Consider the following 25,804-nt stretch of genomic DNA (forward strand, 5'->3'; position numbering starts at 1 on the left):
TGGGCTCGGAGATGTGTATAAGAGACAGGGGCAGGGCAGGGCAGGGCAGGGCAGGGCAGGGCAGGGAGAGGTTAGGCGAGAGGTCCGGACCGAGCAAGCGGGCCTACCGGGCGAGCCGGGTGAGTGGGCCAAACAGGCCGACCTGGGTGAGCAGGCCGACCTGGGCGAGCTGGGCGAACGGGCTGCGCAGACAGCCCGGGTTAGGCGATAGCGCCGGGGGCAAGCAGACGAACAAGCCACACCCGTCAGCCGGGCGAGTCAGACCCAGTGACGCCCCGGCAGAACCAACGAAACAGAAAAGACAACAAGACAAACCGAAACGCGACACAAAAAAGAACCCGCCAGGCAGCCAGTCCCCTCCCCGCACCCCGATACGAAGCCGAAAACACGGGCGGCGGTGGGTTGTCAAGGCATCTTTCCCGCCTTGACAACCCACCGCCGCCCGTAGTCACAATCCAGCTTCGGGGTGCCGACGGGAACGACCGGACCCAAACGAGGACTCAGAGATCCACCATATAAGGAACCTCAACCCCAGCCCGCTCGCTCATCCACTCCCGCAGCACCCGCGTGGCAAGCACGTCATCCTCGTTGTACCGCAACAGCCGTTCCCGCTGACCCGCATCCGGGACCCCGCCGTCAAGACCCACGGCATCCCGATACCACCGCATCGACGCCTCCCCACCGGCCTCCGGATCACGCCACGCGAACCCCGCCACCGGGGCGATCACCTTCAACCCTTTGCCCCGCGAGCACAGGAACTGATCCGTCACACTCCGGAAAAGGTCCACCCACTCCTCGGAGTCCACAAAGGACTGAACGGCCGCCTTCCCCGGTACCCCAGGGTAATCCCCGAACCGCTCGACCGAACCGAACAACCACCGGTTCTCCGCAAGAGCGTTGTAGCAATAGGCCCGAAACGTGAGACCAGCCGCGAGCGTCCGCGACCGGACGTCCATGAACCACGTCCAGAACTCCGCGAACGACCTGGCCTCATCGTCCGTCGGCAGCGGCTCCCAGGTCGCGAAGGCCCGATATCCCTGCGGCACCCCGATATCGGCGCCGGAAAGCAAAGTCCCCCACAAATACGCACCTGCGTCGCCGAAGCTTTCCATGTCGACGTCTACCTCGACGTCTGCTCGCGGCACCTCCACCACTGGCGTCCGGCGGACCACGGTGAGATCCGCCAGCCATGCCCTGGCCAGCATGATCGCGTCGGAGAACGTGCCGCCGGTCCAGTTCATCGGCGGGGGTTCGGCGGCCGGGTCCAGCGCGGCCAGCTTGTCTACAGTGGACACTCCGACCCGGCGCAGCTCACCGGCGTCCTCGCCGCGGACGACCAGGCTCACGTCCCGCGTCTCGGTGAGCACCACCTCGCAGGTGGGCCAGAACGGGCAGCGCCGGCACTCCAGCACTCGCGACGGCGCGGCCAGCGCCTCGGCCCCGGTGGCTGCCGCCGTGGCCACGGCCACCCGATCCGCGAAGCGCGCGTCGTACTCGTCCAGCGCGCTCCGGCCGCCTGGCCAGGTGCCTGCGGTGAGGTCGTGCCACACCACCACGTCGGCATCGAGGCCGATCACGCCGCCGATTGCGCGACCTGGCGCCGCGCGGCCGTACGTCTGCAGCATCCGCCGCAGGTGCGCGAGCCGGAGCTGGTCGCGCGGCTGCGAGCGGACCTTTCGCTCCTCGTCGGGCGTGCGGTGCGCCGGGTCGAGGTCCGTCATCGCGGTGGTGGGGGCGCCCTGGCCGCGGTCGGTGATCCGGTGCCGGACGACAAGCACCGGCACGTACCCGCTCCCCGCGCGCACCAGCAGGTCGACCCCACCGCGGCGGTGGCCTGAAGGGTCGGCGGGCAGCAGCGCACCCCAGATGTACTGCGCGCCGTCCGCGAAGGCCTGCTCGGTGAGCTGCACCCGCTCGGCCGCGGGCAGGGTTCGCGGGACCTGCGCCCAGGTGGCGCCAGGCCCGGACGCCGCGACGAGCCGCGCCAGGATGTCCTCCCGATGCGCCGTCGCGTCGGCAATGCGCTGCTGCGCGGTGGGATCGGGCGGGGGCAGCGGAACGTCGCGCATCGCCGGGTCGTGCTCGAGGTGCACGCGGCGACGGCAACGGCTCACCGCGCCCGCGTCGAGCAGCACCTCGTCTCCCATGACGATCACAATAGATCCTGGGTACGACATTCCCGCCGCGAGCCGACATGCCCGTGAGGTCGGGGACCAGTAAGTTCATGCCCGAGAAGGCGTGGGAGGTAACGGCCATGGCGCGCAAGGCCAAGCAGGACAAGGCCAAGCAGGACGAGGGTGAAGCCAGGATCACCCCGAAGAAGGTGAAGAACGCGGTCGCGGTGGCCAAGATCCTCGGCCCGGCGGTACTGCCGGTGATCGCGCCGTACGCAGTGCGTGCGGCGGGCGCGGCGAGGGAGGCGTACGACCGCTACCAGGCGCGGAAGCTGGGTGTCGCGGTCGATCAGCTCGGCGAGTACACCGGCCGCGGCGCGGCACTGCACGCCCGGATCGCGGGTCTCGTACAGGGGCTCGGCGAGCTGCGGAAATCGGCGAAGGCGACCGAGGCGGACAAAAAGTTCGCCGACGAGACCCAGTCGACCCTGGAGCAGCTGTCGGCCACCGCACGCGCCGCCGAACGCATGCCCGCCGCCCGGCGCAAGGCCGCGCACCGGGCGGTCACCGGCGAGCTGGAACGCCTGGAAGACCAGCTGCTGCACCGCTTGGGCATCTGACGTCCGTGAAGGGAACCATCACGGAATCTGATTCCCTGATGGTTCCCTTCACGGCCCTTACTTGATGAAGCCCTTCTCCAGCATCCACTGGTGGGCGACCGAACCGGCGTCCTTGCCGTCGACGTCGACCTGCTTGCACAGCTCGACCATCTGCTTGTTGTCCAGCGCCGCAGCCACCTTCTCCAGCGGGCCGCGTACCTCCGGATGCTCCTTCAGGAACGACGTCCGCAGCGTCGCCGCCGCGTTGTACTGCGGGAACGCCTTCTTGTCGTCCTCGAGCACGCGCAGGTTCAGCCCCGAGATCCGGCCGTCGGTGGTGAACACCTCGCCGACGGGGCAGGTCCCGTTGGCCACCGCCGAATAGATCGTGCCGATGCCGAAGTTCTCGATCTTCGGGTTCTTGAACCCGTACGCCTTCACCGCTGCCGGGAAACCGTCCTGGCGGCTGGTGAACTCCGTCTCCAGGCAGAACCGGTTCTGGTCCGGATGCGAGGTCAGGAACTTCGCCAGGTCCGTGGTCGACTTGAGGTTGTTCTTCGCCGCGTACTCCTCGGTGGTGGCGAACGCGTACTGGTCGTTGAGCGGTGAGTAGTTGAGCCAGGTGACGCCGTACTTCTCCTCGTCGGCCTTCTTCGTGGCCTCGTACTGCGCCTTCTCCCCGCCCGGTACCGGCAGCTCGTTGCCCTGGTAGTTGATCCAGCCGGTGCCGGTGTACTCCCAGGTCACGTCGGTCTGGCCGTTCAGCAGAGCCTGCCGCGACGAGTTCGACCCCTTGATGTCGGTGAGGTCGATGACGTCCGCCCCCGCCGCGCTCAACGCCATCTCGGCCATGTAGCCCAGGATGATGTTCTCGGTGAAGTCCTTCGACCCGACCACCACGCGCACGCCGTTCAGCGCGGGTACCGGCTCGATCGACCCTGGCTGGATCTTGAACGGGATGGCGGTGTTGAGGTCGAGCCCACACGCCGACAGCGTCCCCGCGAGCAGCGCCGCGCTGACCAGTGCGCCCGCCTTCTTCAGGACCTTCATCAGCGCAGTCCCTTCGGTCCGAAATACTGTTCGGCGACCGCGCCAAGCCAGTCCACCAGCAGTGCCAGCGCGACGGCCAGCACCGACCCGGTGATCAGCACCTTGGTGAGGTTGAGCTTGTAGCCGGTGTCGATCAGGAGCCCGAACCCGCCTGCGTTCACGAACATGCCGAACGTCGCGGTACCCACGGCCAGCACCAGCGACGTGCGCAGACCGGCCAGGATCAGCGGGATGGCGAGCGGGAACTCCACGCGCCACAGCACCTTCGACGCGGACATCCCGATCCCGCGGCCCGCGTCGATGAGCGCCGGGTCCACCTGCTGGAGGCCGACCATCGTGTTGCGCAGCACCGGAAGCAGCGAATAGAACGCCAGCGGCAGCGCAGCGACCCACAGGCCGCCGACCGCCCCGGTGAAGATGAACCACAGCACCAGCACACCCAGCGCGGGCGCGGCCTGTCCGATGTTCGCGATGGCCAGGAGAACCGGTGCGAGCCACTTCGCCCACGGCCGGGTCACCATGACGCCGAGCGGCACCGCCACCAGCACCACGATCGCGGTGACCACGATGGTCATCAGCACGTGGTCGCGCAGCGCGGTGAGCAGCGACGTCGCGTTCAGCGTCTCCTTTTCGGTGGCGGTGAGGCCGGTCGCGAACACCCAGACGAGCGTGATCGCGACGATGATCACCACCACGGCGGGCTGGGCGAGCAGACGGACGCGTTCGGCGCGGCGGGAGCCCGACTCCGTACTGAATCCGGTATCGACGGCTGCGGTCATGCCGAAGCCCCCTCGCCGGCGGCTTCGTGGTCGTCCGCGTGGTCGTCGCGCAGCTGCTGGATGGTTGCGATGACCGTGTCCAGCTTGATCGTGCCCGCGTACTCGCCACGCGCGCCGGTGACCGGCACCGACCCGCCCTCGGCGAGCATCGCCTCGAGCGCGTCCTGCAGCGTCGACTGGAGGCTGACGATGTCGCGCAACGGCTTGCCGACCGTCTCCATCGACGACGCGTTCGCCAGCTCACGGACGTGCACCCAGCGGATCGGCCGCCGCCGCTGGTCGAGCACGAGCGCGAACGACATCCGCTGGCTGGCGAGCTTTTCGCGGACTTCCGCGGGAGAGTCGGTGACCGTGGTGGTGAGCGCGTTCTGCTGCAGCTCGACATCCCGCACGCGCAGCAGGGTCAGCTGCTTGAGCGAGGCACCGGCACCCACGAAACCGGCGACCGTGTCGTCGGCCGGGTTCGCCAGGATCGACTCCGGCGTGTCGTACTGCAGGATCCGCGACTGGTTGCCGAGCACCGCAATCCGGTCGCCGAGCTTGACCGCCTCGTCGAAGTCGTGCGTGACGAAGACGATCGTCTTCTTGAGGTCGGTCTGCAGCCGCAGCAGCTCGTCCTGCAGGTTGCCGCGGGTGATCGGGTCGACGGCGCCGAACGGCTCGTCCATCAGCAGCACCGGCGGGTCGGCGGCGAGCGCGCGGGCCACGCCGACGCGCTGCTGCTGACCACCGGACAGCTGCCGCGGGTAGCGGTCGCGGAAATCGGCCGGGTCGAGGCCGACCAGGTCCATCATCTCCTCGACGCGCGCGCTGACCTTCTTCTTGTCCCAGCCGAGCAGCCCTGGCACGACCCCGATGTTCTGCGCCACGGTGAAGTGCGGGAACAGCCCGGCCTGCTGGATCGCGTACCCGATCTGCCTGCGCAACGTGTCGACGTCCAGCTTCAGCGCGTCCTGGCCGCCGATGGTGATCCGGCCGGACGTCGGCTCGATCAGCCGGTTGATCATCCGCATCGTGGTGGTCTTGCCGCAGCCCGACGGCCCGACGAACACCACGATCTTCCCGGCGGGCACGACCATCGAGAAATCGTCGACGGCCGCGGCGCGGGTACCGGAGTAGCGCTTGGTGACGTGGTCGAGCTCGATCTCGACGCCGGAAACGTTGTCTTCGGTCGCAGTGTGCTCAGCCACGGACACCCCTCGAAACGGTGAATCGCTTGATCAGGACATAGACGCCGTCGAGCACCAGCGCGAGGATCACGACGCCGAGGGTGCCGGCGAGGGCCTGGTTGAGGGAGTTCGTGCTCCCCGCGTTGGTGAGGCCGGAGAAGACCTCCGCGCCGAGACCGGGCCCCTTGGCGTAGGCGGCGATCACCGCGATGCCCATCAGCATCTGCGTCGCGACACGCATGCCGGTGAGGATCGCGGGCCAGGCCAGCCGCAGCTCGACGCGGGTGAGCACGGAGAACCGGCTCATCCCGATGCCGCGGGCGGCGTCGGTGATCGCCGGGTCGACCGCATCGAGCCCGACGATGGTGTTGCGGACGATCGGCAGGAGGCCATACAGCACGAGCGCGATCACGGCGGTGGTCGAGCCGAGGCCGGACAGCGGGATCAGCAGGCCGAGGAGGGCGAACGACGGGACGGTGAGGATCGTGCTGGCCAGCGCGGTGGCCAGCGCCGAGCCGATGGGACTGCGGTAGACGGCGATGCCGATCAGCACGCCGAGGATCGCGGCGAGGATCGTGCACTGCACCACCATGCTGGTGTGCAGATATGCCTGCAGCAGCAGCCTTCCCCACCGGTCCGAGATGTACTCGAAGAGGTTCATCCGTATTCGTTCTCCCGCCCCTGGTGAGCTCCGGACGTCACCCGTTCGGAGTAGCCCAATCGGCAGGGTGACTACCCGGAACGACTGCGGTCGAAACCCCCACTTCTCGGTTGTGATTACCCACCGTGTCGCATCACCCCCGGGTCGGCAACCGACGCGGCGGGCTTGACCGGGCGGTCTTTACCGGATCGAGACCGGTTCACCTGGGAATTCCGGTGAAGTGTTCACCATTCGAGAGCCTTCGGTCACCCACCGGAGTGCCGTTAAGCTGCCCGAATGAGCACTCCGGCCCGGCACCGCGGCGCACTCGCGGCCGTCCGCGGCGGACTGCTCGCGCTCAGCTCCGCGTCACTCGCCGTCACCGCACACGCGGCCGCCGACGGCGGATTGCCGGACCCCGCGCTCACCCTCTTGCTCACCGGCCTGATCGGCTGGACCGCCACCGCACTCGCCGGCCGCGCCCGCGGACGGCTCGGCACGATCGCCGTCCTCGGCGGCGGCCAGCTCGTGATGCACCTCGTGCTCACCACTCTCGCCAGCCACGGGGAGCATGCGAGCGGCTGGGAAATGACCGCGGCGCACGCCGTCGCGACCCTGGTCACCGCGCTCGTCCTCGCCCGGGCGGACGCGACGCTGCTCGCGGTCCTGCATTTGCTGCGGGTGATTCTCCCGGCGCTGGTGAAGCCGTTGCCGGTTCCCGCCGGGGTACCCGGTGTCGCGCGGCCGCGGCCGTCCGGACCCGGGCCGCTGCTGGACGTCGAACTCCGCCGCATCCACCGTCGTCGCGGACCCCCGGCACCCTCCTGACCCCGCGCTGGAGTCCGCATCCGAAGTCCGTGAAGGGAACCTTCACGGAATCAGATTCTGTGATGGTTCCCTTCACGGAATTGCCGGTGCGGGGAGCGTGGGTCCCCCTTGTCCTTTTCCTTTACCGGCGCGGGTTTTCCCCTCCGCCGGATCCTTCCTGTTCAGGAGTTGTTGTGTCCCACCATGTCTTCCGCCGGGCCGGGGTGCTCGCCGCGGTCACCGTCGCCACCGGTCTGCTCGGCGCGGGCGTCGCGTCCGCGCACGTGACCGCCAACGTCTACGGCGAGCAGCCCGCCAAGGGCGGCTACGGCACGATTTTCTTCCGCGTTCCCAACGAGGACGCGAAACTCGGCACCATCAAGGTCGAGATCGACGTCAAACCCGAGTACGGCATCGGCAACATCCGCACCAAGCCGGTGCCCGGCTGGACCGCCGAGGTCAGCAAGTCGACGCTGCCGCAGCCGGTCACCACGGCGTCCGGCACCAAGATCACCGAGGCCGTCACCAAGGTGGTCTGGACCGCGCAGGCCGGTACGAAGATCGGCGCGACCGAGTTCCAGGAGTTCCAGGTGAGCGGCGGCCCGCTGCCCGCGAACGTCGACCAGCTGGAGTTCCCGGCGATCCAGACGTACGAGGGTGGCAAAGTGGTGGAGTGGAACCAGCCCACGCCGCCCAGCGGTGAAGAGCCCGAGCACCCGGCGCCCACGGTGAAGCTCGCCGCGGCCGAGTCCGGTGGGCACGGGGCGCACGCCCAGGCCACGTCCGCGAGCGAGAGCACCGAGGCGGCGGCAGCGTCGGACAACACGGCGCGCTGGCTCGGCGGGGCCGGTCTCGTGGTCGGCGCGCTGGGGCTCGGCGTCGGCGCGGGTGCTGTGCTGCGCTCCCGTCGTCCCGCGGCAGGAAAGACCGAAGGAAGCAAGTGATGCGGAAAGTCCTTACCGCGCTGGCGATTTCCGGGGTGGCCCTGTTCGCCACGGCCACCCCGGCGCTGGCGCACAACGTGCTGGTCAGTTCCGACCCGGCCAGTGGCGCGTCGGTCGCCAAGGGCCCGGCGAAGATCACGCTCACGTTCGACCAGTACGTGCAGAACGCAGACGTCAACCAGATCGCGGTGACCGGGCCGGACGGCGGGCAATGGGCCGAGGGTCCGGTTTCGGTGGAGAACAACGTGCTCAGCGCGCCGCTGCGGCCACTCGGCCCGGCGGGCAAGTACACGGTCGGCTACCGGGTCCTGTCCGCCGACGGGCATCCGGTGTCCGGCGAGATCCCCTTCACCCTCACCACCGCGGGCACCGGAACCCCGGCGAAGGTCGACGCGGCCAAGGCGGCCGGTGCTCCCGCACAGACGGCACCGCAGGAGAACTCGTCGAGCGGGGTGCCGATCTGGGTGTGGATTGCCGGTGCGGTGGTGCTGCTGGCGATCGGGCTCACCGTCGCGCTGCGCAGCGGCCGCGAGCCCGGATCGGGCCAGGCGGACCAGTGACGCAGGCCGAGACCACCTCCGGGGTCCGCTGGGCCACGCTGGTGTGCGTGGTGACCGCGGGCCTGCTCGGCGCGCTGATCGGGATCGCGCTGACCGCGTCCGCACCCATTCCGGGCCTGGTGGAACCCAGTGAGGTGGTCTCGGCGGCCATCCCGATCGTGCGTGTGCTGCTGGACCTGTCCGCAGTCGCGACGATCGGGCTGGCGCTGCTGTCCGTGCTGGCCGGGTACGACCGGCCGAAGCTCACCGAACCCGTGATGCGCCGCGCGCGTCCGGCCGCGGTGGCCGCCGCGCTGATCTGGGCGGCCACCGCGGTGGTGACGCTGATTCTGCAGACGGCGGAGTACAAACCGGGCTCACCGATGCTGACCGCGGGTGACATCGGCGCATACATCGCCGACGTCGGCGCGGGCAAAGCGCTGGTGATCGTGGCGGTGCTGGCGTTGCTGCACGCCGGGCTCGGGTTCGTCGCGCTGCGCAAGGGCGAGAAGGTACCCGCCGAGGTCCGGGTCGGCCTGGGGATGTTCGCGTTGCTGCCGCTGCCGGTCACCGGCCACGCGTCGAACTGGGCGTACCACGACTACACGATGATCTCGATGGAACTGCACGTGATGAGCGCGGTCGCCTGGTGCGGCGGCCTCGGCGCGATGATCGTGCTGCTCGCGGGCAACCGCACCCTTCTCGCGCACGCGCTGCCGCGGTTCTCGAAACTGGCCACGCTGTGCCTGATCCTGTCCGCGGTGACCGGTCTGTTCAACGGCATCGTGGAAATCCTCGCCAACCCGACGATCGGCTTCTGGGCCGGCGTCTTCACCACGCCGTACGGCCAGCTGATGCTGCTGAAGGTGCTCTGCACCGGCGCCATCGCCTTACTGGCGGCCAACCTGCGGTGGCGGCTGATGCCGCGGATCATGCGGCACCAGCGCACGGCGCTCGCGTCATGGGCGACGCTGGAGCTGACGGTGATGGGGCTGGCTTTTGGCTTCGCCGTGGTGCTCACCCGCGCCCCCGTTGCAGTCTCCTGACGGGGTCCGGACGGGCGAAGTGACGGCGGGTAGCCGCAATTTGCACAATGGGAGTAGCACTAGGCCGTCCGGGGCGACCTGTCCGGCTGAATTCTCGCTGCGGAGCGAAACCCGGTAAGCCATCCACGGGAAAGCGGCGAACGGTCATCTGCAGTCGGCGAATGCACGTGCAGGAGAGCGCTCACCGATATCGCGTCCACGCCGAGCTTGTGCGGCCCGCACGGAGGTCGGCAAGGCGACGGCGCCATTCGGCCCGCACCGGCGGGTGACTGCGCAGAATCGGCAACACGCTCGTGGTCAGTTTCAGCTCCCGTACCGCGCGAAGCACCGAAAACCCGGACCACGCGGTGACATCGAACCCGTACGCGCGGGCGAATTCGGCGTATCCGGCAGGCGGGTCCCCGAACCGCTCGCGGCCGACGGCGAGCGGCGTCAGGTCCCACTCCGGCGGGCCGACGCAGGAGGAGTCGAAATCGCACAGCACCGGGCCGTCCGGACCGGGCAGCACGTTCCCCGGGTACGCGTCTCCGTGGACGAAACCCCTGGTCAGCGGGAAGTCCAGGGTGTCGAGCCGGTCTTGGACCTCGGCGCAACGCTCGAGCAGGAACTGCCGGTCGTCGTCGGCGAGCTCCTCGGCGTCGGCCACCCTGGCCTGCACCGAGTGGAGCGGGTCCCATTCGGCGAGACCGTCCGGCGGCGGCAGGGCGTGCACGCGGCGGAGCAGCCCGGCGAGGTCGGCCGGGGTCACGGGCGGTCCGGTGAACGGCACCCGATCCCACACGGTGACGAGATGTCCTTGCACGTCAAGCGGTTGCTCGACCCCGGAGAGCAGCCGGACGGCGGGGACGTCGTGGCGGGCGAAATGCTCGGCAACGCGCACCACCGTGCCGACGCGGTGCCGCAGCTTGGTCGACCCGACAATCCGCACCACCACCGGGGCGGCGGCCAGCGCGTAGACCGCGTTGTTGGTGAACCGCAGCAACCGCGCGCCGGCCGGGTCGAGGCCAAGGCGGGCACACGTGCCGACCAGTACCCGCCGCAGTTTCGCGGGAGTGAACCGGCCTTCGGGCAACGGCCTGCTCAGGCCGCGTAGAAGATCTTGAGCCGGTCGGCGAGGTCGCGGGCGTCGGGGTTGTTGCGCCGCCGCTCCGCCTCGACCTGCAGCGGCCGCAGCCGGTCCTTGACCCGCGAGGACTTGATGCTCTCCGCGCAGTCGATGGCCTTCCCGCCGATCTTCACGCCGTGGTCGATGTCGCCGTCGAGCAGGTGGTTCGTGGCGAGCGCGCTCAGCATGAACGCCTTGCTGCGCGCCATGTCGTCGGTGTACGTCTCGACCGCCTTGGTCAGCGCCGGGATCGCGTACTTCGTGTGCTCGGGGTTCTTCATCGCCAGCACGGTGTGCACGGTGCCGGTCATCGCGTATACGTCGGTCTCGTTGAAGAACTTCACCCACGATTCGGCCGACGCGAGGTCGGCGCGCGCGAACTCGTCCTTGCTGCGGCCGAGCAGTTTCACCGACTGCTCCTCGTTGCCCAGCATCGCGTACGCCCACGCCTCGTTGGCACACAGCACGGCCACCGCGAGCTCCGAACCGGACTCCTGCGCGGCGATCTGGCCGAGCTGGAACAGTTTCAGCGCGTCGTTCGCCGCGTCCTGGTGCAGGTAGACGCGGCCCATCCGGTAGAGCACGTTCGCCACCAGATGGTGGTCCTGGCCCTGTTTGGCCAGGTCGAGGGCCTGCGCGAAGTGCCCGCGCGCGGAATCCATGAGCCCGGTGTCGAAGGAGGTCCACCCGGCGAGGCTGTGCAGGTCGGCGATCGCGGTGAAAAGACGCTGCTTGACCAGCTCGGTCGCGCTGGAGTCGAGCATCTGCTGGCCCCAGGACAGCTGGGCGACGACGGCGTCGCGGCAGAAACCGCCGCCGTACTGGTAGTCGAGCGCGCGCAGCGCTCTGGTCGCCGCCTCGACCTGGCGCACATCGGTCGTGCCGATGCGCCCGGGGGCGGGGGTGCGCGCGGGAGCCTCCGACCAGTTCCCTGATTCCGGACCGAACACCGCCGCACCCATCGTGACCTGGGCGGCGTGCGCGAGGAACCTCCGTCGCTTCACGGACTCGTCCTCCTCAGCCTGCCGGCCGTCGGACGCGCCGACGACCCGTATCGCCGTGGTCTCGTCATAGGCGAGACCCATGTATCCACGGGGGACACCCAGGCCGTCGGCGATTCTCGTGAGCACGTCGTAGGCCATGACCTGGCGACCCTTGAGGATCTCCGACACCTCGGACTGCGACTGGCCGGTCATCGCGGCGATCTGGCGCTGCGACACTCCGTGCTTGCGCAACAGCCGGTACACGGCGCTGACCTCGCGGGCGGCGAGCACCTCGCGCATGTCGGGCTGTTCCCAGGCGTCGGCCGGAACCGGACTGCCTGATCGGGCCGCCACCTCGGCGGACCCCGAACCCTTGCCAGTACTGGCGTCCATTGCGCCCCCTCACCGTCTCCTGGGCGTCTGCAGGCACCCTAAGCACACGCGAGAACCTTGTGAAACGCACGGACGGCGGGGCTGATCGGCCGGGCCGAACTCCGCTGACCGCTTACCGTGGAACGCTGCCCGGTCACCGCTATGACGCGGTTTCCACCTTCTCTCGCACCCGGTTTCACTTCACTGTAGTTGTCAGATCTCCGTCACCGCCCGGACACCCGCCGCGATCACGGAGAGCGATGAAACCCGACGACACAGATCTGCCGGCGCAGATGCATCCCGCAAGGTGCACCGGCCGGGACGAGAAGAGCGTGGAGGGCCAGTGGAGTTCGTGGATTCGCTCGGTGGAGGACAAGCCGCGACCGCGGTGCGGTCGATCCGGCCGGCCGCACCGGGAATCGCCACGGCACGTCCGGTGCCGCCCTCCCGTTCCGCCGCGGCTGCGGTGGCGTCTTCGGTGCCTGCCGACCCGCGTACGGCGGGCGTCCGGCACTACGAAGGCGGACAGGTCGTGTGGCGCGTGCAGTGCGGTGACCTCATCAGCCGCGAGCGCGCCGTCACGGTGTTCGTCGAGGACGACCAGGTCGTGGTGGTGTCCCCGCCCGGGGAGACCGCACGGCTCACGTCCGGTCAGCTCGGCCAGCTCCGGGCCGCGCTCAACGAGGCCGCCACGCTGGCGGAAAGGTAACGGTGAGCTTCTCCATGGATCAGGTACTCGGGCAGGTCCTCCGCAATGCGGTATGGGAACGCCTCGACATGCTGTCCGAACTGGCGGAACGCGCCGATGCCCCGTCGCTCGTCTCGGTGGCCCGCACCGAGCTGCCCCGGCTCGCCGAAGGCTGGCGGGCGATGCTGCAGGCGCACGAGCCCGACGAGCGTGGTGACTGCCCCACCTGCTCCACCCGCTGGCACCGCTGCAAGGCACCGTGCTCGGTGTGGCAGGTCGCGCACGAGCACCTGGTCGCGGGCGGGCTGGCCCCGCAGGCCCTGTCCGCGGCGGCGCATCGCACGTCGCGCCGCCGGGCGGTGGTCCCCGTGCCGGGGCAGAACCGCCGGGCTGCCGCGGAGTCCGCGGCGGAGTCCACCGGACGGCATGCGCTGGTGACTCCCCGCCCGATGCCTGCCTGATCCACCCTCGTGCGGGCCGGTACCAGCCCGCACGAGGGCCCGGCTGGCGAGCGCGCGACCGCCCGGAAGCCCCATCGGGTCCGGTCGCCGGCATCCTCGCCCGGCCGAGGGCCGGTTCGTCCGTACCCCCGAGCGAGATGGACCGGCCCTTGGCCATCCCGGGTCGTGATAAACGCGATTAATCGAAAATTGTCCGGTGGAAGGCCTAGCGGACGCCGTAATCGGGCGCTAGGTTGAAGATCATTGATCCGGTCCCGCACAGGCCCGGTTCGATGGGTCGGAACGGAAAGGCTGTTGCGGCGGCCCCTGCGGTCGTGCCGCCCGGAAGTGAAGACAGTCGCATCGGTGGATGCGGCAGCCAACTGAAGATCGTCGCGCCGGAACCCGCGCGCGACCCCCGAATTCCGCGGGCCGGTGCCGTTGCACTCCCCTCCCCCGACCGGCACCGGCCCGCGGTTCCACTTCTCCCCGGAGCCCGCAGGCAGCACTGGTGCCCCCGCGCACCCGAGGTGGTCCGCAGAGCCGGTCGCGGTGAGTAGGTTCACCCATATGGGGCACATTTCTTCGGCCTGGACGGCCATCGACGCCTGGCTCGCACACCACGCACCCGCCAGCGCACGCGCACTTCCCGGACCCGCATCGGCGGCGGACCTCGCGGCGGCGGAACAAGCACTGGGGCTCCGGTTCCCGCCCGATTTCGCCGAATCGCTGAGCCACCACGACGGACAGGCCGACGACTGCACCGATTTCCCCGGCACCCGGCTGCTTTCGCTCGAGGAGATCGTCGCCACCCGGGAGGACCTCGTCGAGACCGCCGAAGACGAGCTCGGCCGCGACGACGCCGACGACTGGTGGTGGCACGAACAATGGCTGCCGATCGGCGACCTCGACGCTGACGTCCTGGTGCTCGACTGCCGCCCCGGCGCCGGATACGGGCGCGTCGGCTTCCGGTCGAAAGACGATGTTGCAGATTTCGAGCCCGGCTCGGGCTGGTCGTCGTTCACGGCTTACCTCGGCGAAATGGCGGCCGCTTTCGCCGACGGCCGCACCACCGAAGGGCTGATACCGCATCTGACCACCGAGGGCACGCTCTTCTGGGAACACGAGATCGACGACCCGGAGCTGACCCCGATCCGGCTCAACGGTTAACGGACCGAGCGGACCCGGGTCACCAAGGCCGCAGCCAGCAGCGTCGCCACGGCGGAGGCCGCGAACAGGCCCGGGTAACCGCCGAGCCAGTGCAGGATCAGCGTCGTCAGCAGCGGGGCCACCACCTGGGGTAGCGAGTTGGCGATGTTCACCACGCCGAGGTCCTTCGCGCGGTCCTGCGCGGTCGGCAGCACCTGCGTCAGCATCGCCAGCGCCACCGCCATGTACGTGCCGAAACCGATGCCCAGCAACGGCGACGCGACGAGCGCGACCGGCCACGTCTGCCAGACGACCAGCAGCAGCGCGGCCAGCGCCATGATTGCCGCCGAGCCGAGGACGTACGGTTTGCGCCTGCCGGACGCGTCCGAGAAATGCCCCGCCAGCACCGCGCCGAACACCAGCGCGACGCCGTACAGGCCCATCATGATCAGCAAACCCGTGTCCGGATCCGGGTAGTGCACCGCGTCCTTGAGGAAGAACAGCAGGTACAGGGTCCCGAAGGCGTTGCCGAGGTTGATCATGAAGTGGCAGCCCCACGCCCACGCGAAGTCCGGGTGCCGCCGCGGGGAGACCCACAGGTTCGCCAGAATCTCGCGGATCCGGCCGCTCGGGCGGAATTCCACCGGCAGCCGCGCGTCCGGTGTGCGCAGGACGAACACCGCCGAGCCCGCGAGCACGATCGCGGCGCACACTGCGTAGCCCAGCGGTAGCCCTGCCAGGTCGAGCATCACCACGACCACCAGCGCGCCCAGCACGGTGCCGAGCATCTGCGCAATCCCGACCAGCCCGCCGACCTGTGCGCGCTGGGCCACCGGAACCCGGTCGGCGATGGCGGACATCAGGGTCGCCAGCATGCCGTTGAGCCCGGCCTGCACGAGGCACCAGCCGATGGTCATCACGACGATGTCGGGCGCCTCGGCAAGCACCAGCAGCCCGATCGCGCCGACCACGGCACCGGCGACCGTCCACGGATGCCGCCTGCCGAACCGCGAGCACGTGCGGTCCGACAGCAGCCCGATCGCCGGGTTCGCGACGAGTGCGACGGCCGCGCCGATGCCGGTCACGATCCCGAACACGGTTTCCTTGTGCGCGGCATCGAGCAGCTCGGCTTGCTGCGGCAGGAGTACCTGGATCGGCGCGTAGATTCCCAGCCACAGCGCGATGTTCGCGAGGAACAACAGTGTCATCCACCCGGCACGCACGCGGCGCACGGGCTCGGCAAGCGCCTCCGGCAGGGCGGCGGTCAGGTCACTCATCGCGGACCAGCTTCCGGTACCAGGCGAAGGAATCCTTCGGCGTACGACGCTGGGTCTCGTAGTCGACGTGCACGAGCCCGAACCGCGGCGCGTACCCCTTCGACCATTCGAAATTGTCCAGCAGCGACCAGACGAAGTATCCCCGCACGTCCACCCCGGCATCCAGGGCTTCCCGCACCGCCTGCAGGTGACCGGCGAGGAAGTCGATCCGCTCGGGGTCGGGCACGCGGCTGTCGGCGGTGGGTTCGTCGGCGAAGCTGCAGCCGTTTTCGGTGATCTGGATCGGCGGCAGGCGCTCGCGGTAGCGCTCGTGGAACGACACCAGCAGCTCGCGCAGCGCCTGCGGGACGATCGGCGAATCGTTGCTGGTCATGGGAAAACCCTCGACCGGGCGGAGTTCGAACGGCAGCGGGTTGCCCTCGCCGGGCGCGGTGACGCCTTGGGGTTCGTAGTAGTTGACGCCGTAGAAGTCGAGTGGCTGGTTGATCGTCGCGAGGTCGGCGGCGAAGTTCTCCGGCAGATGCGGGTGGACCTGCTCGGGGTAGCTGCCGAGCAGCAGCGGGTCGGCGAAAGTGCGGTTGAGCAGCGCGTCGAGCCAGGCGGCGGCCTCGTGGTCGGCGGGGGTGTCGTGGTCGGGCCAGATCGGTGCGTGGTGGTTGGCGGTGCCGATGCCGGTCGCGCCCGCGGCCCGGAGAGCTTGGACGGCCAGTCCGTGCGCGAGGTTCTGGTGGTGCGCCGTCGGGAGTGCGTCGAGCAGCAGGAACTGCCCGGGTGCGTACTCGCCGATGCCGTATCCGTAAATCGACATGACCATCGGCTCGTTGAGCGGGATCCACAGCTTCGCCCGGTCGGCGAACCGCTCGCCGACGATCGCGGCGTAGTCGGCAAAGCGACCTGCGGTGTCGCGGGAGAGCCAGCCGCCCGCGTCCTCGATCGGCTGCGGCGTGTCCCAGTGGTACAGCGTGATCGCCGGGGCGATCCCGGCCGCGCACACCTCGTCGATCAGCTTGTCGTAGAAGGCGAGCCCTTCGGCATTGGGCTTCCCGGTGCCCTCGGGCTGGATCCGCGGCCAGGCGATCGACATCCGGTACGCGCCGACGCCGAGGTCCGCCATCAGCGCGATGTCCTCGGAGTAGCGGTGGTAGTGATCGGCCGCTACCTTGGCGTCCTCGCCACGGGCGATCTTGCCGTCGGCCGCGGTGAAGGTGTCCCAAATGGACGGTCCGCGGCCGCCTTCGGCCGTGGCGCCCTCGATCTGGAACGCCGAGGTCGAGACACCCCAGAGGAAACCGGGCGGGAAGGTCGGATGGTCCAGCACGTCGAGCACCTTTCGCGTCGGGCCACCCGAGCGGGTGAACATGAAAAGTTCTCATATGTTAGGCCTTCACTCGTCTCGGGGGAAGCCCCGCGGGACGCTAAAGTCCCAGATCAGCTGACTGATTCGCGAGAAGAGTCCGAGGAACCGAGGAACTACTGTGGCCGAGACCCAGGCTGAGCCCACCCCGCTCCGGCGCAAGCCGGTGCAGCAGCGCAGCGCCCGCAGGGTGGAGCAGATGCTGGACGCCAGCGCCGTGCTGATCGACGAGCTCGGCTACGACGCGCTCACGACCACGCTGATCGCCAAGCGGGCCGGCGTCGCGGTCGGCTCGCTGTACCAGTTCTTCCCGGACAAACGCGCGGTCGTGCAGGCGCTGACGCAGCGGAACCTGGAACGGTTCGTCGGCGCGGTGAACGAGCGGCTCACCGACCTGAGCCCGGAGCACTGGTGGAACATCGTCGACTCGGTGCTCGACATCTACCTGCAGATGCACCGCGAGGTCCCGGGCTTTTCGAAGGTCCACTTCGGCGACGTGATCGACCTGCGCCTGCTCGCCGACGACCGCGAGAACAACTCGGTGATCGCCGATTCACTGGTCGAAATCCTGCGCACGCACGTCGACCGCCCGGTGGACGAGCTCCGCTTCGCGATCACGATCGCCAACGAAACCGCGGACGCGATCCTGAAACTGGCCTTCCGCCGCGACCCGAACGGAGACGAACGCATCGTCGCGGAGGCGAAGCACGTGGTGAAGGTGTACCTGGCCAGCAGGTTCGGCGAGTAGCACCCCAATGTGGCATTGGTTGCATGCGATGCACCCAATGTGGCATTCGATGCATCTGACGCACCCAATGCCACATTGGGGCGATCTTCTGCAGCACGCTCAGCCGAAGTTGTGGCCTTCGCCGCGGTAAGTCGGCACTGTCCGTTCCACCTCGCTGCCCCGGACCAGGTGGTAAGCCAGGAAGCGTTCGGCCAGTTCGCCTGCCTTCGCGTGCCGGAGCCAGACCCGGTCGCCGAGGCGGAGGGTGCGGGCGGCGGCTCCGGTGACCGGCGTCTGTACCTCGCCGGCGCCTTCGAAACCCAGTAGCCGCAAGCCTTCCGGCAGGTACGGCGACGGGACGCGCGACGGGCCGGTTGGCCCGGACGCGATGTACCCGCCGGAGAACAGCGTCGCGACCGTGCGGGACGGGCGGCGGACCACCGGAAGCGCGAACAGCGCGGCCGGGCGCGGGTGGAAGTTCGTGTAGCCGTCGAACAGCGTTGGCGCCAGCAGGCCCGATCCGGCGGCGATCTCGGTGACCACTTCTTCCGCGGCGGTCGTTTCGATGCTTCCGGTACCGCCGCCGTTCACGAACTCCAGGTCGGTCACCTGGCGGACCGCGCGCACTGCCGCGCTGCGGCGGCGGGCCAGTTCGGCGGCCGACCGGCGGTGCATCCAGCCGATCACGCGGTTGCGCGGACCCCGTCCGGCGGCGTCGCCCAGCCCGGCGATCTGCCCCTCGTACCCCATGATCCCGGTGAGCCGGAACCCTTGGCGCGCCACGATTTCCCGGGCGAGCGCGACCGCCTGCCCCGGCGTGAACACCGGCGACCGCCGCGTCCCGACGTGCACTCCCGGCACCGGCCGCCACGACGCGTCGAGCTCCAGGCACACGCGGATGTCCGGATGGCCGTGGCCGAGCGCGGCGTCGACGAGGTCGAGGTGCGCACTCGAATCGACCATGATCGTGACCGCCGCCCGGGTCCGGTCGTTCGCGGCCAGGCGGCGCAAGGCCTCGTGGTCGGCGGTCGGGTACGCGACCACGATGTCGTCGGACGTACCCAGCTCCGCGTGCCACACCGCTTCGGCGAGCGAGTAGCACATCAACCCGGCAAACCCGTCGCGAGCGAGGACCCGCTCCAGCAGCGCACGACAGCGCACGGACTTGCTGACCACCCGGATCGGCTTGCCCGCGGCCCGCCGCACCAGGTCGGCCGCGTTCGCGTCGAACGCGTCCAGGTCGACGATCGCGAGCGGCGGATCCAGGTCCTTCGTCGCGAGGTCGTACCCGTGCGCTGAGGTGGTCACCTACTTACGGTACGACAACAACGCTTGAAACGCGAATCCCATTCACTTACGGTTCGGGCAACTATCGTGACACTCTCAGCGACGAACGGGTGCCGCCATGACGTGGAGCAACTGGGCCGGAACGGCCAACGCCACCCCGCTGCGGGTGCACCGGCCGCGCAGCACGGCCGAGATCGCCGAGGTCGTGCACGGAATCACCGAAGCAGGGCACCGCGTCCGCGCGCAGGGCAGCGGCCACTCCTTCACCGCGATCGCCGCGGCCGACTCCGACGCGCTCGACCTCACCGGGTGGACCGGCATCGAGCGCGCCGACCTCGAGACGAACCGGGTCACCGTCCGCTCCGGCACCACGCTGCGGGACCTCAATGCCGCGCTCGACCAGCTCGGGCTTGCCATGACCAACCTCGGCGACATCGACGCACAGACCATCTCCGGCGCGATTTCCACCGGCACCCACGGCACCGGCGCCCGCTTCGGCGGGATCGCCACGCAGATTGCCGCGCTGGAGCTCGTCCTCGCCGACGGATCCGTGGTCACCTGCTCCGCGGACGAGCGGCCGGACCTCTTCCACGCCGCCCGGGTCGGCCTCGGTGCGCTCGGCGTGATCAGCACCGTGACCGTCCAATGTGAACCGTCCTTTGTGCTCTCCGCGCAGGAGCGGCCGGAGCCGCTGGAACAGGTACTGGACGGCTTCGACGAGTTCGCGGCGGACAACGACCACTTCGAGTTCTACTGGTTTCCCTACGGCAGCAAGGCATTGGTCAAGCGCAACAACCGGCTGCCGCTCGACGCGGAGCGGAAACCGTTGTCCCGCTTACGTCAGTTCGTGGACTACGAGCTCACCGAGAATGTGGGTCTCAGCGCGTATTGCCGTCTCGGCCGGGCGATGCCGAAGGTGGTCCGGCCGCTGGGTCGGGTCGTCGCGAATCTGTTGTCCGCCCGCGAGTACAGCGATCTGTCGCACCGCGTTTTCGTGACCCACCGCGGGGTCCGGTTCGTGGAGTCGGAATACGCCGTGCCGCGCGAATCCCTGCACGACGTACTGGCCGAGCTGCGTGCCTTCGTGCCGCGCCTGCAGAACCCGGTGACGTTCCCGGTCGAGGTACGCGTGGCCGCGGCCGACGACATCTGGCTGTCCACCGCGAACGGCCGCGATTCCGCGTACATCGCCATTCACCAGTTCGTGGGAATGCCTTATCGCGAGTACTTCGACGCGTTCGCCGCCATTGCGGGCCAGGTCGGCGGCCGTCCGCACTGGGGCAAAATGCACGACCTCGACGCCTCGGTTTTGCGCACCCGTTACCCGCATTTCGACGATTTCCTGCGGGTGCGCAAGGAGTGCGACCCGGCCGGGACCTTCGCCAACACCCATCTCGACCGGGTACTCGGGCCCGCCTGATCAGGCCGGTTCGAACAGCGAGCTGACCGACTCTCCATTGTGGATCCGGCGCATGGCCTCGGCCAGCGCCGGGGCAATGGAGAGAATGCGCAGTTTCTCCGTGCGCTCGGGCACCGGCACGGTATTCGTGCACACGATTTCCAGCACGTCCTCCTGGCTGCCGATCCGGTCGAGCGCCCCGTCGGCGAAGAGCCCGTGCGTGCACGCCACCCGGATCGACCGTGGGTCCATTTCCCGTAGCCGGGTCAGCAATTCCAGCACCGTGCTGCCACGCGCGATCTCGTCGTCGAGCACGATCACGTCGCGGCCGGTGATGTCGCCGATCACCGACGTGATCTGCACGCGGTCGTCGGCGTAGCGCTGTTTGGCGCCGGCCGCGACCCGCGCGCCGAGCAGCCGGGCGAAATGCGCGGCTTCCTTGGCGTTACCCAGATCCGGCGACACGACGGTGGTCCGCGAGAGGTCGTACTGCCGGAAGTGCCGGGCGAGCTCGTGCAGCGCATGCAGGTGGTCGACGGGCACGCTGAAGAACCCGTGTACCTGCGGCGAATGCAGGGTCATGGTGAGCACGCGGTCGGCGCCCGCGGTGACCATCAGGTCGGCGACCAGCCGTCCGCCGATGGAGATCCGCGGCGCGTCCTTCTTGTCCGACCGCGCGTACGAGTAGTGCGGCATCACCGCGGTGGTCCGTGCGGCCGACGCGCCGCGCGCGGCGTCGAGCATCAGCAGCAGCTCGACCAGGTGCTCCTGCACCGGCGTGACGAGCGGCTGGATCAGGAAGACGTCGCGCTCGCGGCAGTTGGCCTGGAGCTGGACCTGGAGACAGTCGTTGGCGAACCGGTCGACCTGTACCGGCAGCAGCGGTACCCCGAGGTGAGCGCAGATTTCCTCGGCGAGCTCGGGGTGGGCGGTGCCGCTGAACACCGCGATGTCGCGCATCAGAGCGCGGACACTGCGTCTTCGACCGAGTCGTCGCCGGAGATCAGCTCCAGCGTGCGCCGGACCGTACCCGGGGCTTCCAGCAGCGCCAGCAACACCGCGGCGACGTCCTCGCGCGGCACACTCGCCCGGCCGGTCTTCTCGGCGATTTTCACCCGTCCGGTACCGGAATCGGTGGTGAGGGCGCCGGGGCGCAGGATCGTCCAGTCGAGGTCGCGGGCACTGAGGTCGTCCTCGGCGGCGCGCTTGGCCCGCAGGTACGCGGCGAAAACCGGGTCGAGGCCGGGGGCGTCCGGGTTGTCCGCGCCCATCGAGCCGACCTGGATGAAGCGGCGGACCCCGGCCTGCTGCGCGGCATCGGCGAACAACACGGCGGCGCCGCGGTCGACCGTGTCTTTGCGGGCTTCGCCGCTGCCCGGACCGGCGCCCGCGGCGAAAACCGCGACGTCCGCGCCGGACAGCACGCGGGCGACCGCGTCCACATCGGACGTTTCGAGGTCGAGTACCACGGTCTCGGCGCCGACGGCGGTGAGATCAGGCTCGTGGGCGGGATTCCGGACGATGCCGACCGGTTCGTCGTGCCGCTGCGCAAGCAGCTTTTCGAGGTGCAGGGCGATCTGGCCGTGTCCGCCGGCAATGACGACTCGCATGTGGCCCGAGTCTAGTGTCAGTCCGCCTCGGCGGGCACGACGTCCGAGCGAAGGAGGAGGTCGTACGCCATCTCGTTGACCCAGCGCGACACCGGGTCCTCGCCGAGCAGCACCCGGTCGTGGTGGGTGTCGAGGTCGAGGTCGGTGGTGGCGTGCGGGTCGGCGGTGACGACGGCGAGGCCGTACGCGCGGGCCCGCGGGAGGCAGTTCGCGACGTAGTCCTCGGTCAGTACGGCAGGCGATGGGAGCACCATCGCGGCCTCGCCGTAACGGGAAAACGGAACCGCGGAGGCCATCGCGGTCCGCCAGTGCCGGGCGACCGCGAGGACACCGATGATCTCGGCGGCCGGCGCGGGTGCGGTCGCGGCCAGCTCTGGCCAGGTCCAGGTGTCGACGAGGGCGCGATCGGCGACGGGACCGACACCCATCGCGATGCGCTCCGCGTGCACGTCGGTGCGGAGCCGCGCGACGATGCTGACCTTGCGGCCGAGCAGGGTCGTCGCGGGCAGCACAACGCCGTTCCAGCCCAGGAGGGCCGCGGCCTTGCGCGCCAGCTCGTCGACGCTCGCGGGGAGCTCGATCGGCGGCAGCACCCGGCTCGCCGTCGTCCGGCTGCGCTTCGCACCGCCGGCGACCGTCGAGCGCTCGGTGTTCTGTGGGGTAGCCGCCACGAGTCCGCCTCCTTCAATCACCTGTACCCGTGCACCGTGGAAAAACCGGCACATGAACTGAGTACCAGTGCGAAGGCGCGTGGTCTCCGGGTTGACCGGCCGTGTGCGATCGGCGGCGCTCAGCGGTCGGTGACCGGTCGGTGGGCGGTCGTTCGACTTCAGCCCGACCGTGCGGCCAACCGAGTGAGCAGGGGGTGAATGGCGGGTACGGAGCGCTTCGACCCCGCCCTGTCCCGGCCGGTCCCGGCATGGGCAGCCGGGGCAGCGCGCTAGTCCGATCGGCCTAATCCCCCGCGTTCCACAGTGGACTTCCGCAGGTAGCGGGCGTCACCCGGACGGCGGGTGAGCTTCGCCGCAGCGGCGGAGCCGGGCTCCGGTTTAGGGTTACCCGTCGGTCAAAGTGCCTGCCGGGAGGACCAACGATGCGCTCGCCGAAGGACTTCTTCGCCCCGCTCGCCGTGGGAGCACCACAGCCGCCGCGGCAGATCCCGGTGCGCCCGTCGCGGATGATCCACTTCTTCGACCCGGGTAACGAGAAGATGGCCGCGAAGGTGCCGGACCTCGCGAAGAAGAGCGACGTCCTGCTCGGGAACCTCGAGGACGCGGTGCGGGCCGACCGCAAGGAAGCCGCGCGCGCCGGGCTGGTGTCGATCGCGAAGGCGACCGACTTCGGCCGGACCCAGCTGTGGACGCGGGTGAACAGCCTCGACTCGCCGTGGGTGCTCGACGACCTGATCACGCTGGTCACCGAGATCGGCGACAAGCTCGACGTGATCATGATCCCGAAGGTCGAAGGCGCGCAGGACATCCATTACGTCGACCGGTTGCTGGCACAGCTCGAAGCGCGCGCCGGGCTGACCGAGCCGCTGCTGGTACACGCGATCCTGGAAACGGCGAGCGGCGTGGCGAACGTCGAGGAGATCGCCGGAGCGTCCCCGCGGATGCAGGGGATTTCGCTGGGCCCGGCCGACCTGGCGGCAAGCCGCCGGATGAAGACGACCCGCGTCGGCGGCGGGCATCCCGGGTACCTGGTGCGCACCGACCCGGTCGGCGAGGACCTTTCGCTCGGCCGCACGACGTACCAGCAGGACCTGTGGCACTACACGGTGGCGCGGATGGTCGACGCCTGTGCGATGAACGGGATCCTGCCGTATTACGGGCCGTTCGGGGACATCCGCGACGTGGTGGCGTGCGAGGACCAGTTCCGCAATGCGTTCCTGCTCGGCTGTGTCGGCGCGTGGAGCCTGCACCCGGTGCAGATCGACATCGCGAAGAAGGTGTTCTCGCCGTCGCCGTCCGACGTGGCGTGGGCCCGCCGAGTCATCGCGGAGATGGGCGACGGCACGGGCGCGGTGATGATCGACGGGAAAATGCAGGACGACGCGTCGGTGAAGCAGTGCCGGGTGGTGGTGGAACTGGCCGACGAACTGGCCGCGACCGACCCCGAGCTCGCTGCCGCGTACGACGCTGCCAGTAAGGAGATCCAGTCATGACGGAGCTGCGGCCGCGGCGCTCGGTGCTGTACATGCCCGGAGCGAACGAACGCGCGCTGGAGAAGGCGAAAACCCTGCCGGCGGACGCGTTGATCCTGGATCTGGAGGACGCCGTCGCTCCCGATGCGAAGGAATCGGCACGGGAACGGGTTTGTGCGGCAATTTCCGGGTACGGCTCGCGCGAGGTGACGATCCGGGTCAACGGCCTGGACACCGAATGGCACGACGCAGACCTGCGCGCGGCAGCAGCGGCGGGTCCGGCCGCGGTGGTGGTCCCGAAGGTGAACTCGGCGGCCGAGGTACACAACATCGAGCGCGCGCTGGAACTCGGCGGAGCACCGGACCACACGAAGATCTGGGCGATGGTGGAGACGCCGGTCGCGATGCTGCACGCGGAGGAGATCGCGGGCGCGTCGGAGCGGTTGACCGTGCTGGTGATGGGTACGAACGACCTGGCGAAGGAACTGCACGCGGAGTTCGTCCCGGATCGTGGACCACTGCTGGGCGGCCTGTCATTGTGCCTGCTGGCAGCTCGCGCGACCGGAAAGGTGATCCTGGACGGCGTGTACAACGACGTGAAGGACGCGGCCGGTTTCGAGGCAGAATGCTTGCAGGGGCGGCAGTACGGGTTCGACGGGAAGACGCTGATCCATCCGTCCCAAGTGGAGCCGTGCAACCGGATCTTCGCCCCGTCGGCGGAAGAGATCGACCGGTCGCGCCGGATCATCGCGGCGTTCGAGGAAGCCCGCGCGGCGGGTCGAGGCGTGGTGACGGTTGATGGGCGGATGATCGAGAACCTGCATGTGGAGAATGCACAGCGGGTGCTCGCACTGGCGGAGGCCATCGGGGCGAAGTAGCGATCGAAAAAGACAAGTAGTCCAGCCCCAAATTATTGACAGCAGCAATCAGATACTTTTCTCGTGCCCAGAATCAAGCACGAGGAGGTACGAATGTCCAGTTGGACCCTGGTTCTTGTCTGCTACGTGGCCATTGCCTTCGTTTCTTTTACGCCTACCGCAGTCACCATTTGCCGAAAAGGAAAGCTACTATCAGGCAAGCCATCATTCGAAGCGTCCATACATTTTTCCGATTTGGCCAAGACTCGCTTGATGCAGCATGAGGAGCGGATCCGTGGAGCGCTTACTTACTGGAAATCCAGGGCCGAAAAGGCGCAGTCATTTCAGCACTACTGCCTCGTTTGGGTAACTCTGTCCACCGCGTTAGTGCCCTTCCTCAGTCAGGCCGTGACCAGCGACCCCACCTCAAAGTGGACCGTGACGATCATTGGCGCACATGGCTTCATCCTGCTGGCACTTGCCCGAACCTTCCGAGTAGAGGAGAACCACAAGTCATTCCGAAACGGCGAATCTGAGTATCTGGACCTTCGACGGCGGATGCTTGACGATCCGACGTCGTTCGGACTAGACGAAGAAGAGCAACTGCAAAGTTACTTCAGGCTTTCAGCCGCAATCCGACGGTCAGTTCGAAACGCCGAGACTCGCAATTATCCGTCCGTAGACAAGGGGCCGGGCCATGGAACGCCCGGCTCGGCTCAATAAGGC

Annotated in this window: 26 protein-coding genes; 13 read left to right on the top strand and 13 right to left on the bottom strand. The window is 68.9% G+C overall.

What is annotated here, in order from left to right:
- Positions 1-500 precede the first annotated feature (500 nt).
- A complete protein-coding gene (locus OO71_RS43575; protein ID WP_033296005.1) occupies positions 501-2,147 on the bottom strand; it encodes a TM0106 family RecB-like putative nuclease in 1,647 nt (548 codons plus the stop codon).
- 107 nt (positions 2,148-2,254) lie between these two features.
- Here OO71_RS43575 and OO71_RS43580 point away from each other — a divergent pair, with 107 nt between their 5' ends.
- The gene (locus tag OO71_RS43580; protein ID WP_033295976.1) at positions 2,255-2,734 is read left to right on the top strand and encodes a DUF6474 family protein; all 480 of its coding nucleotides are present in this window, start codon (positions 2,255-2,257) and stop codon (positions 2,732-2,734) included.
- A 57-nt stretch (positions 2,735-2,791) separates the two neighbouring features.
- On the opposite strand, the gene OO71_RS43585 is transcribed toward OO71_RS43580, so the two are convergent.
- From OO71_RS43585 to OO71_RS43600, 4 genes are read right to left on the bottom strand one after another with little or no spacing between them, the layout of a single operon-like run.
- The gene (locus tag OO71_RS43585) at positions 2,792-3,763 is read right to left on the bottom strand and encodes a glycine betaine ABC transporter substrate-binding protein (RefSeq protein WP_033295977.1); all 972 of its coding nucleotides are present in this window, start codon (positions 3,761-3,763) and stop codon (positions 2,792-2,794) included.
- Positions 3,763-4,542 (bottom strand): ABC transporter permease, encoded by a 780-nt coding sequence (locus OO71_RS43590; RefSeq protein WP_033295978.1) that lies wholly within the window; start codon positions 4,540-4,542, stop codon positions 3,763-3,765. Before OO71_RS43590 ends, OO71_RS43585 begins: the two co-directional genes overlap by 1 nt.
- Positions 4,539-5,738, bottom strand: a complete 1,200-nt coding sequence (locus OO71_RS43595) for an ABC transporter ATP-binding protein (RefSeq protein ID WP_051793138.1) — start codon at positions 5,736-5,738, stop codon at positions 4,539-4,541. Before OO71_RS43595 ends, OO71_RS43590 begins: the two co-directional genes overlap by 4 nt.
- A complete protein-coding gene (locus OO71_RS43600) occupies positions 5,725-6,372 on the bottom strand; it encodes an ABC transporter permease (protein ID WP_033295979.1) in 648 nt (215 codons plus the stop codon). Before OO71_RS43600 ends, OO71_RS43595 begins: the two co-directional genes overlap by 14 nt.
- A gap of 276 nt (positions 6,373-6,648) precedes the next feature.
- On the opposite strand from OO71_RS43600, the gene OO71_RS43605 reads away from it, so the two are divergent.
- The 4 genes from OO71_RS43605 (at position 6,649) to OO71_RS43620 (ending at position 9,687) form a co-directional block, all read left to right on the top strand.
- The gene (locus OO71_RS43605) at positions 6,649-7,179 is read left to right on the top strand and encodes a hypothetical protein (RefSeq protein ID WP_156096847.1); all 531 of its coding nucleotides are present in this window, start codon (positions 6,649-6,651) and stop codon (positions 7,177-7,179) included.
- A gap of 173 nt (positions 7,180-7,352) precedes the next feature.
- On the top strand, positions 7,353-8,102 hold the full coding sequence (locus OO71_RS43610; protein WP_033295980.1) for a YcnI family copper-binding membrane protein: 750 nt from the start codon (positions 7,353-7,355) through the stop codon (positions 8,100-8,102).
- Positions 8,102-8,662, top strand: a complete 561-nt coding sequence (locus OO71_RS43615; protein WP_033295981.1) for a copper resistance CopC family protein — start codon at positions 8,102-8,104, stop codon at positions 8,660-8,662. The genes OO71_RS43610 and OO71_RS43615 overlap by 1 nt, the downstream gene beginning before the upstream one ends.
- The gene (locus OO71_RS43620; RefSeq protein ID WP_033295982.1) at positions 8,659-9,687 is read left to right on the top strand and encodes a copper resistance D family protein; all 1,029 of its coding nucleotides are present in this window, start codon (positions 8,659-8,661) and stop codon (positions 9,685-9,687) included. Before OO71_RS43615 ends, OO71_RS43620 begins: the two co-directional genes overlap by 4 nt.
- A 181-nt stretch (positions 9,688-9,868) precedes the next feature.
- Here OO71_RS43620 and OO71_RS43625 read toward each other — a convergent pair whose 3' ends face one another.
- On the bottom strand, positions 9,869-10,759 hold the full coding sequence (locus OO71_RS43625) for a phosphotransferase family protein (RefSeq protein ID WP_033295983.1): 891 nt from the start codon (positions 10,757-10,759) through the stop codon (positions 9,869-9,871).
- Positions 10,760-10,767: 8 nt separating this feature from the next.
- Positions 10,768-12,168: a helix-turn-helix transcriptional regulator gene (locus OO71_RS43630; protein WP_051793139.1), complete on the bottom strand. Its 1,401-nt coding sequence runs from the start codon at positions 12,166-12,168 to the stop codon at positions 10,768-10,770.
- A gap of 322 nt (positions 12,169-12,490) precedes the next feature.
- Here OO71_RS43630 and OO71_RS43635 point away from each other — a divergent pair, with 322 nt between their 5' ends.
- From OO71_RS43635 to OO71_RS43645, 3 genes are all read left to right on the top strand, one after another.
- On the top strand, positions 12,491-12,856 hold the full coding sequence (locus tag OO71_RS43635) for a hypothetical protein (protein WP_033295984.1): 366 nt from the start codon (positions 12,491-12,493) through the stop codon (positions 12,854-12,856).
- 14 nt (positions 12,857-12,870) lie between these two features.
- Complete coding sequence (locus OO71_RS43640) at positions 12,871-13,296, top strand: hypothetical protein (protein ID WP_033296009.1); 426 nt, start codon at positions 12,871-12,873, stop codon at positions 13,294-13,296.
- A gap of 549 nt (positions 13,297-13,845) precedes the next feature.
- Complete coding sequence (locus OO71_RS43645) at positions 13,846-14,445, top strand: SMI1/KNR4 family protein (protein WP_051793140.1); 600 nt, start codon at positions 13,846-13,848, stop codon at positions 14,443-14,445.
- On the opposite strand, the gene OO71_RS43650 is transcribed toward OO71_RS43645, so the two are convergent.
- Positions 14,442-15,701, bottom strand: a complete 1,260-nt coding sequence (locus tag OO71_RS43650) for an MFS transporter (RefSeq protein ID WP_033295985.1) — start codon at positions 15,699-15,701, stop codon at positions 14,442-14,444. The two genes, OO71_RS43645 and OO71_RS43650, sit on opposite strands and share 4 nt — an antisense overlap.
- Positions 15,694-17,016 carry a GH1 family beta-glucosidase gene (locus tag OO71_RS43655; RefSeq protein ID WP_033296011.1) on the bottom strand — a complete coding sequence of 441 codons (1,323 nt, stop codon included), beginning with the start codon at positions 17,014-17,016 and terminating at the stop codon, positions 15,694-15,696. Before OO71_RS43655 ends, OO71_RS43650 begins: the two co-directional genes overlap by 8 nt.
- A 160-nt stretch (positions 17,017-17,176) precedes the next feature.
- Between OO71_RS43655 and OO71_RS43660 the strand changes: the two genes are divergently transcribed.
- Positions 17,177-17,803, top strand: coding sequence for a TetR/AcrR family transcriptional regulator (locus OO71_RS43660; protein WP_033295986.1), 627 nt, complete (start codon positions 17,177-17,179; stop codon positions 17,801-17,803).
- Between the two features lie 99 nt (positions 17,804-17,902).
- Here the strand turns inward: OO71_RS43660 and OO71_RS43665 are convergent, their stop codons facing one another.
- A complete protein-coding gene (locus tag OO71_RS43665; protein WP_033295987.1) occupies positions 17,903-19,090 on the bottom strand; it encodes an amino acid deaminase/aldolase in 1,188 nt (395 codons plus the stop codon).
- 97 nt (positions 19,091-19,187) lie between these two features.
- Here OO71_RS43665 and OO71_RS43670 point away from each other — a divergent pair, with 97 nt between their 5' ends.
- Entirely contained in the window at positions 19,188-20,489 is a 1,302-nt protein-coding gene (locus OO71_RS43670) for a D-arabinono-1,4-lactone oxidase (RefSeq protein ID WP_033295988.1), read from the top strand.
- On the opposite strand, the gene OO71_RS43675 is transcribed toward OO71_RS43670, so the two are convergent.
- The 3 genes from OO71_RS43675 to OO71_RS43685 are packed head-to-tail and all read right to left on the bottom strand — an operon-like array spanning position 20,490 to position 22,749.
- On the bottom strand, positions 20,490-21,428 hold the full coding sequence (locus tag OO71_RS43675) for a ribose-phosphate diphosphokinase (protein WP_033295989.1): 939 nt from the start codon (positions 21,426-21,428) through the stop codon (positions 20,490-20,492).
- The gene (locus OO71_RS43680; RefSeq protein ID WP_033295990.1) at positions 21,428-22,078 is read right to left on the bottom strand and encodes an SDR family oxidoreductase; all 651 of its coding nucleotides are present in this window, start codon (positions 22,076-22,078) and stop codon (positions 21,428-21,430) included. The genes OO71_RS43675 and OO71_RS43680 overlap by 1 nt, the downstream gene beginning before the upstream one ends.
- Positions 22,079-22,095: 17 nt before the next feature.
- The gene (locus OO71_RS43685; RefSeq protein WP_033296012.1) at positions 22,096-22,749 is read right to left on the bottom strand and encodes a hypothetical protein; all 654 of its coding nucleotides are present in this window, start codon (positions 22,747-22,749) and stop codon (positions 22,096-22,098) included.
- Positions 22,750-23,171: 422 nt separating this feature from the next.
- Between OO71_RS43685 and OO71_RS43690 the strand changes: the two genes are divergently transcribed.
- The 3 genes from OO71_RS43690 to OO71_RS50720 all read left to right on the top strand — a co-directional run bounded on the left by OO71_RS43690 (position 23,172) and on the right by OO71_RS50720 (position 25,801).
- Positions 23,172-24,242 (top strand): HpcH/HpaI aldolase/citrate lyase family protein, encoded by a 1,071-nt coding sequence (locus OO71_RS43690; RefSeq protein ID WP_033295991.1) that lies wholly within the window; start codon positions 23,172-23,174, stop codon positions 24,240-24,242.
- Entirely contained in the window at positions 24,239-25,099 is an 861-nt protein-coding gene (locus tag OO71_RS43695; protein WP_033295992.1) for an HpcH/HpaI aldolase/citrate lyase family protein, read from the top strand. Before OO71_RS43690 ends, OO71_RS43695 begins: the two co-directional genes overlap by 4 nt.
- Positions 25,100-25,192: 93 nt before the next feature.
- Positions 25,193-25,801 (top strand): hypothetical protein, encoded by a 609-nt coding sequence (locus tag OO71_RS50720; protein ID WP_156096848.1) that lies wholly within the window; start codon positions 25,193-25,195, stop codon positions 25,799-25,801.
- The last annotated feature ends 3 nt before the right edge of the window (positions 25,802-25,804 follow it).

It is taken from the genome of Amycolatopsis jejuensis, from assembly GCF_000717335.1.
In the GTDB taxonomy this organism is placed as follows: Bacteria; Actinomycetota; Actinomycetes; order Mycobacteriales; family Pseudonocardiaceae; genus Amycolatopsis; species Amycolatopsis jejuensis.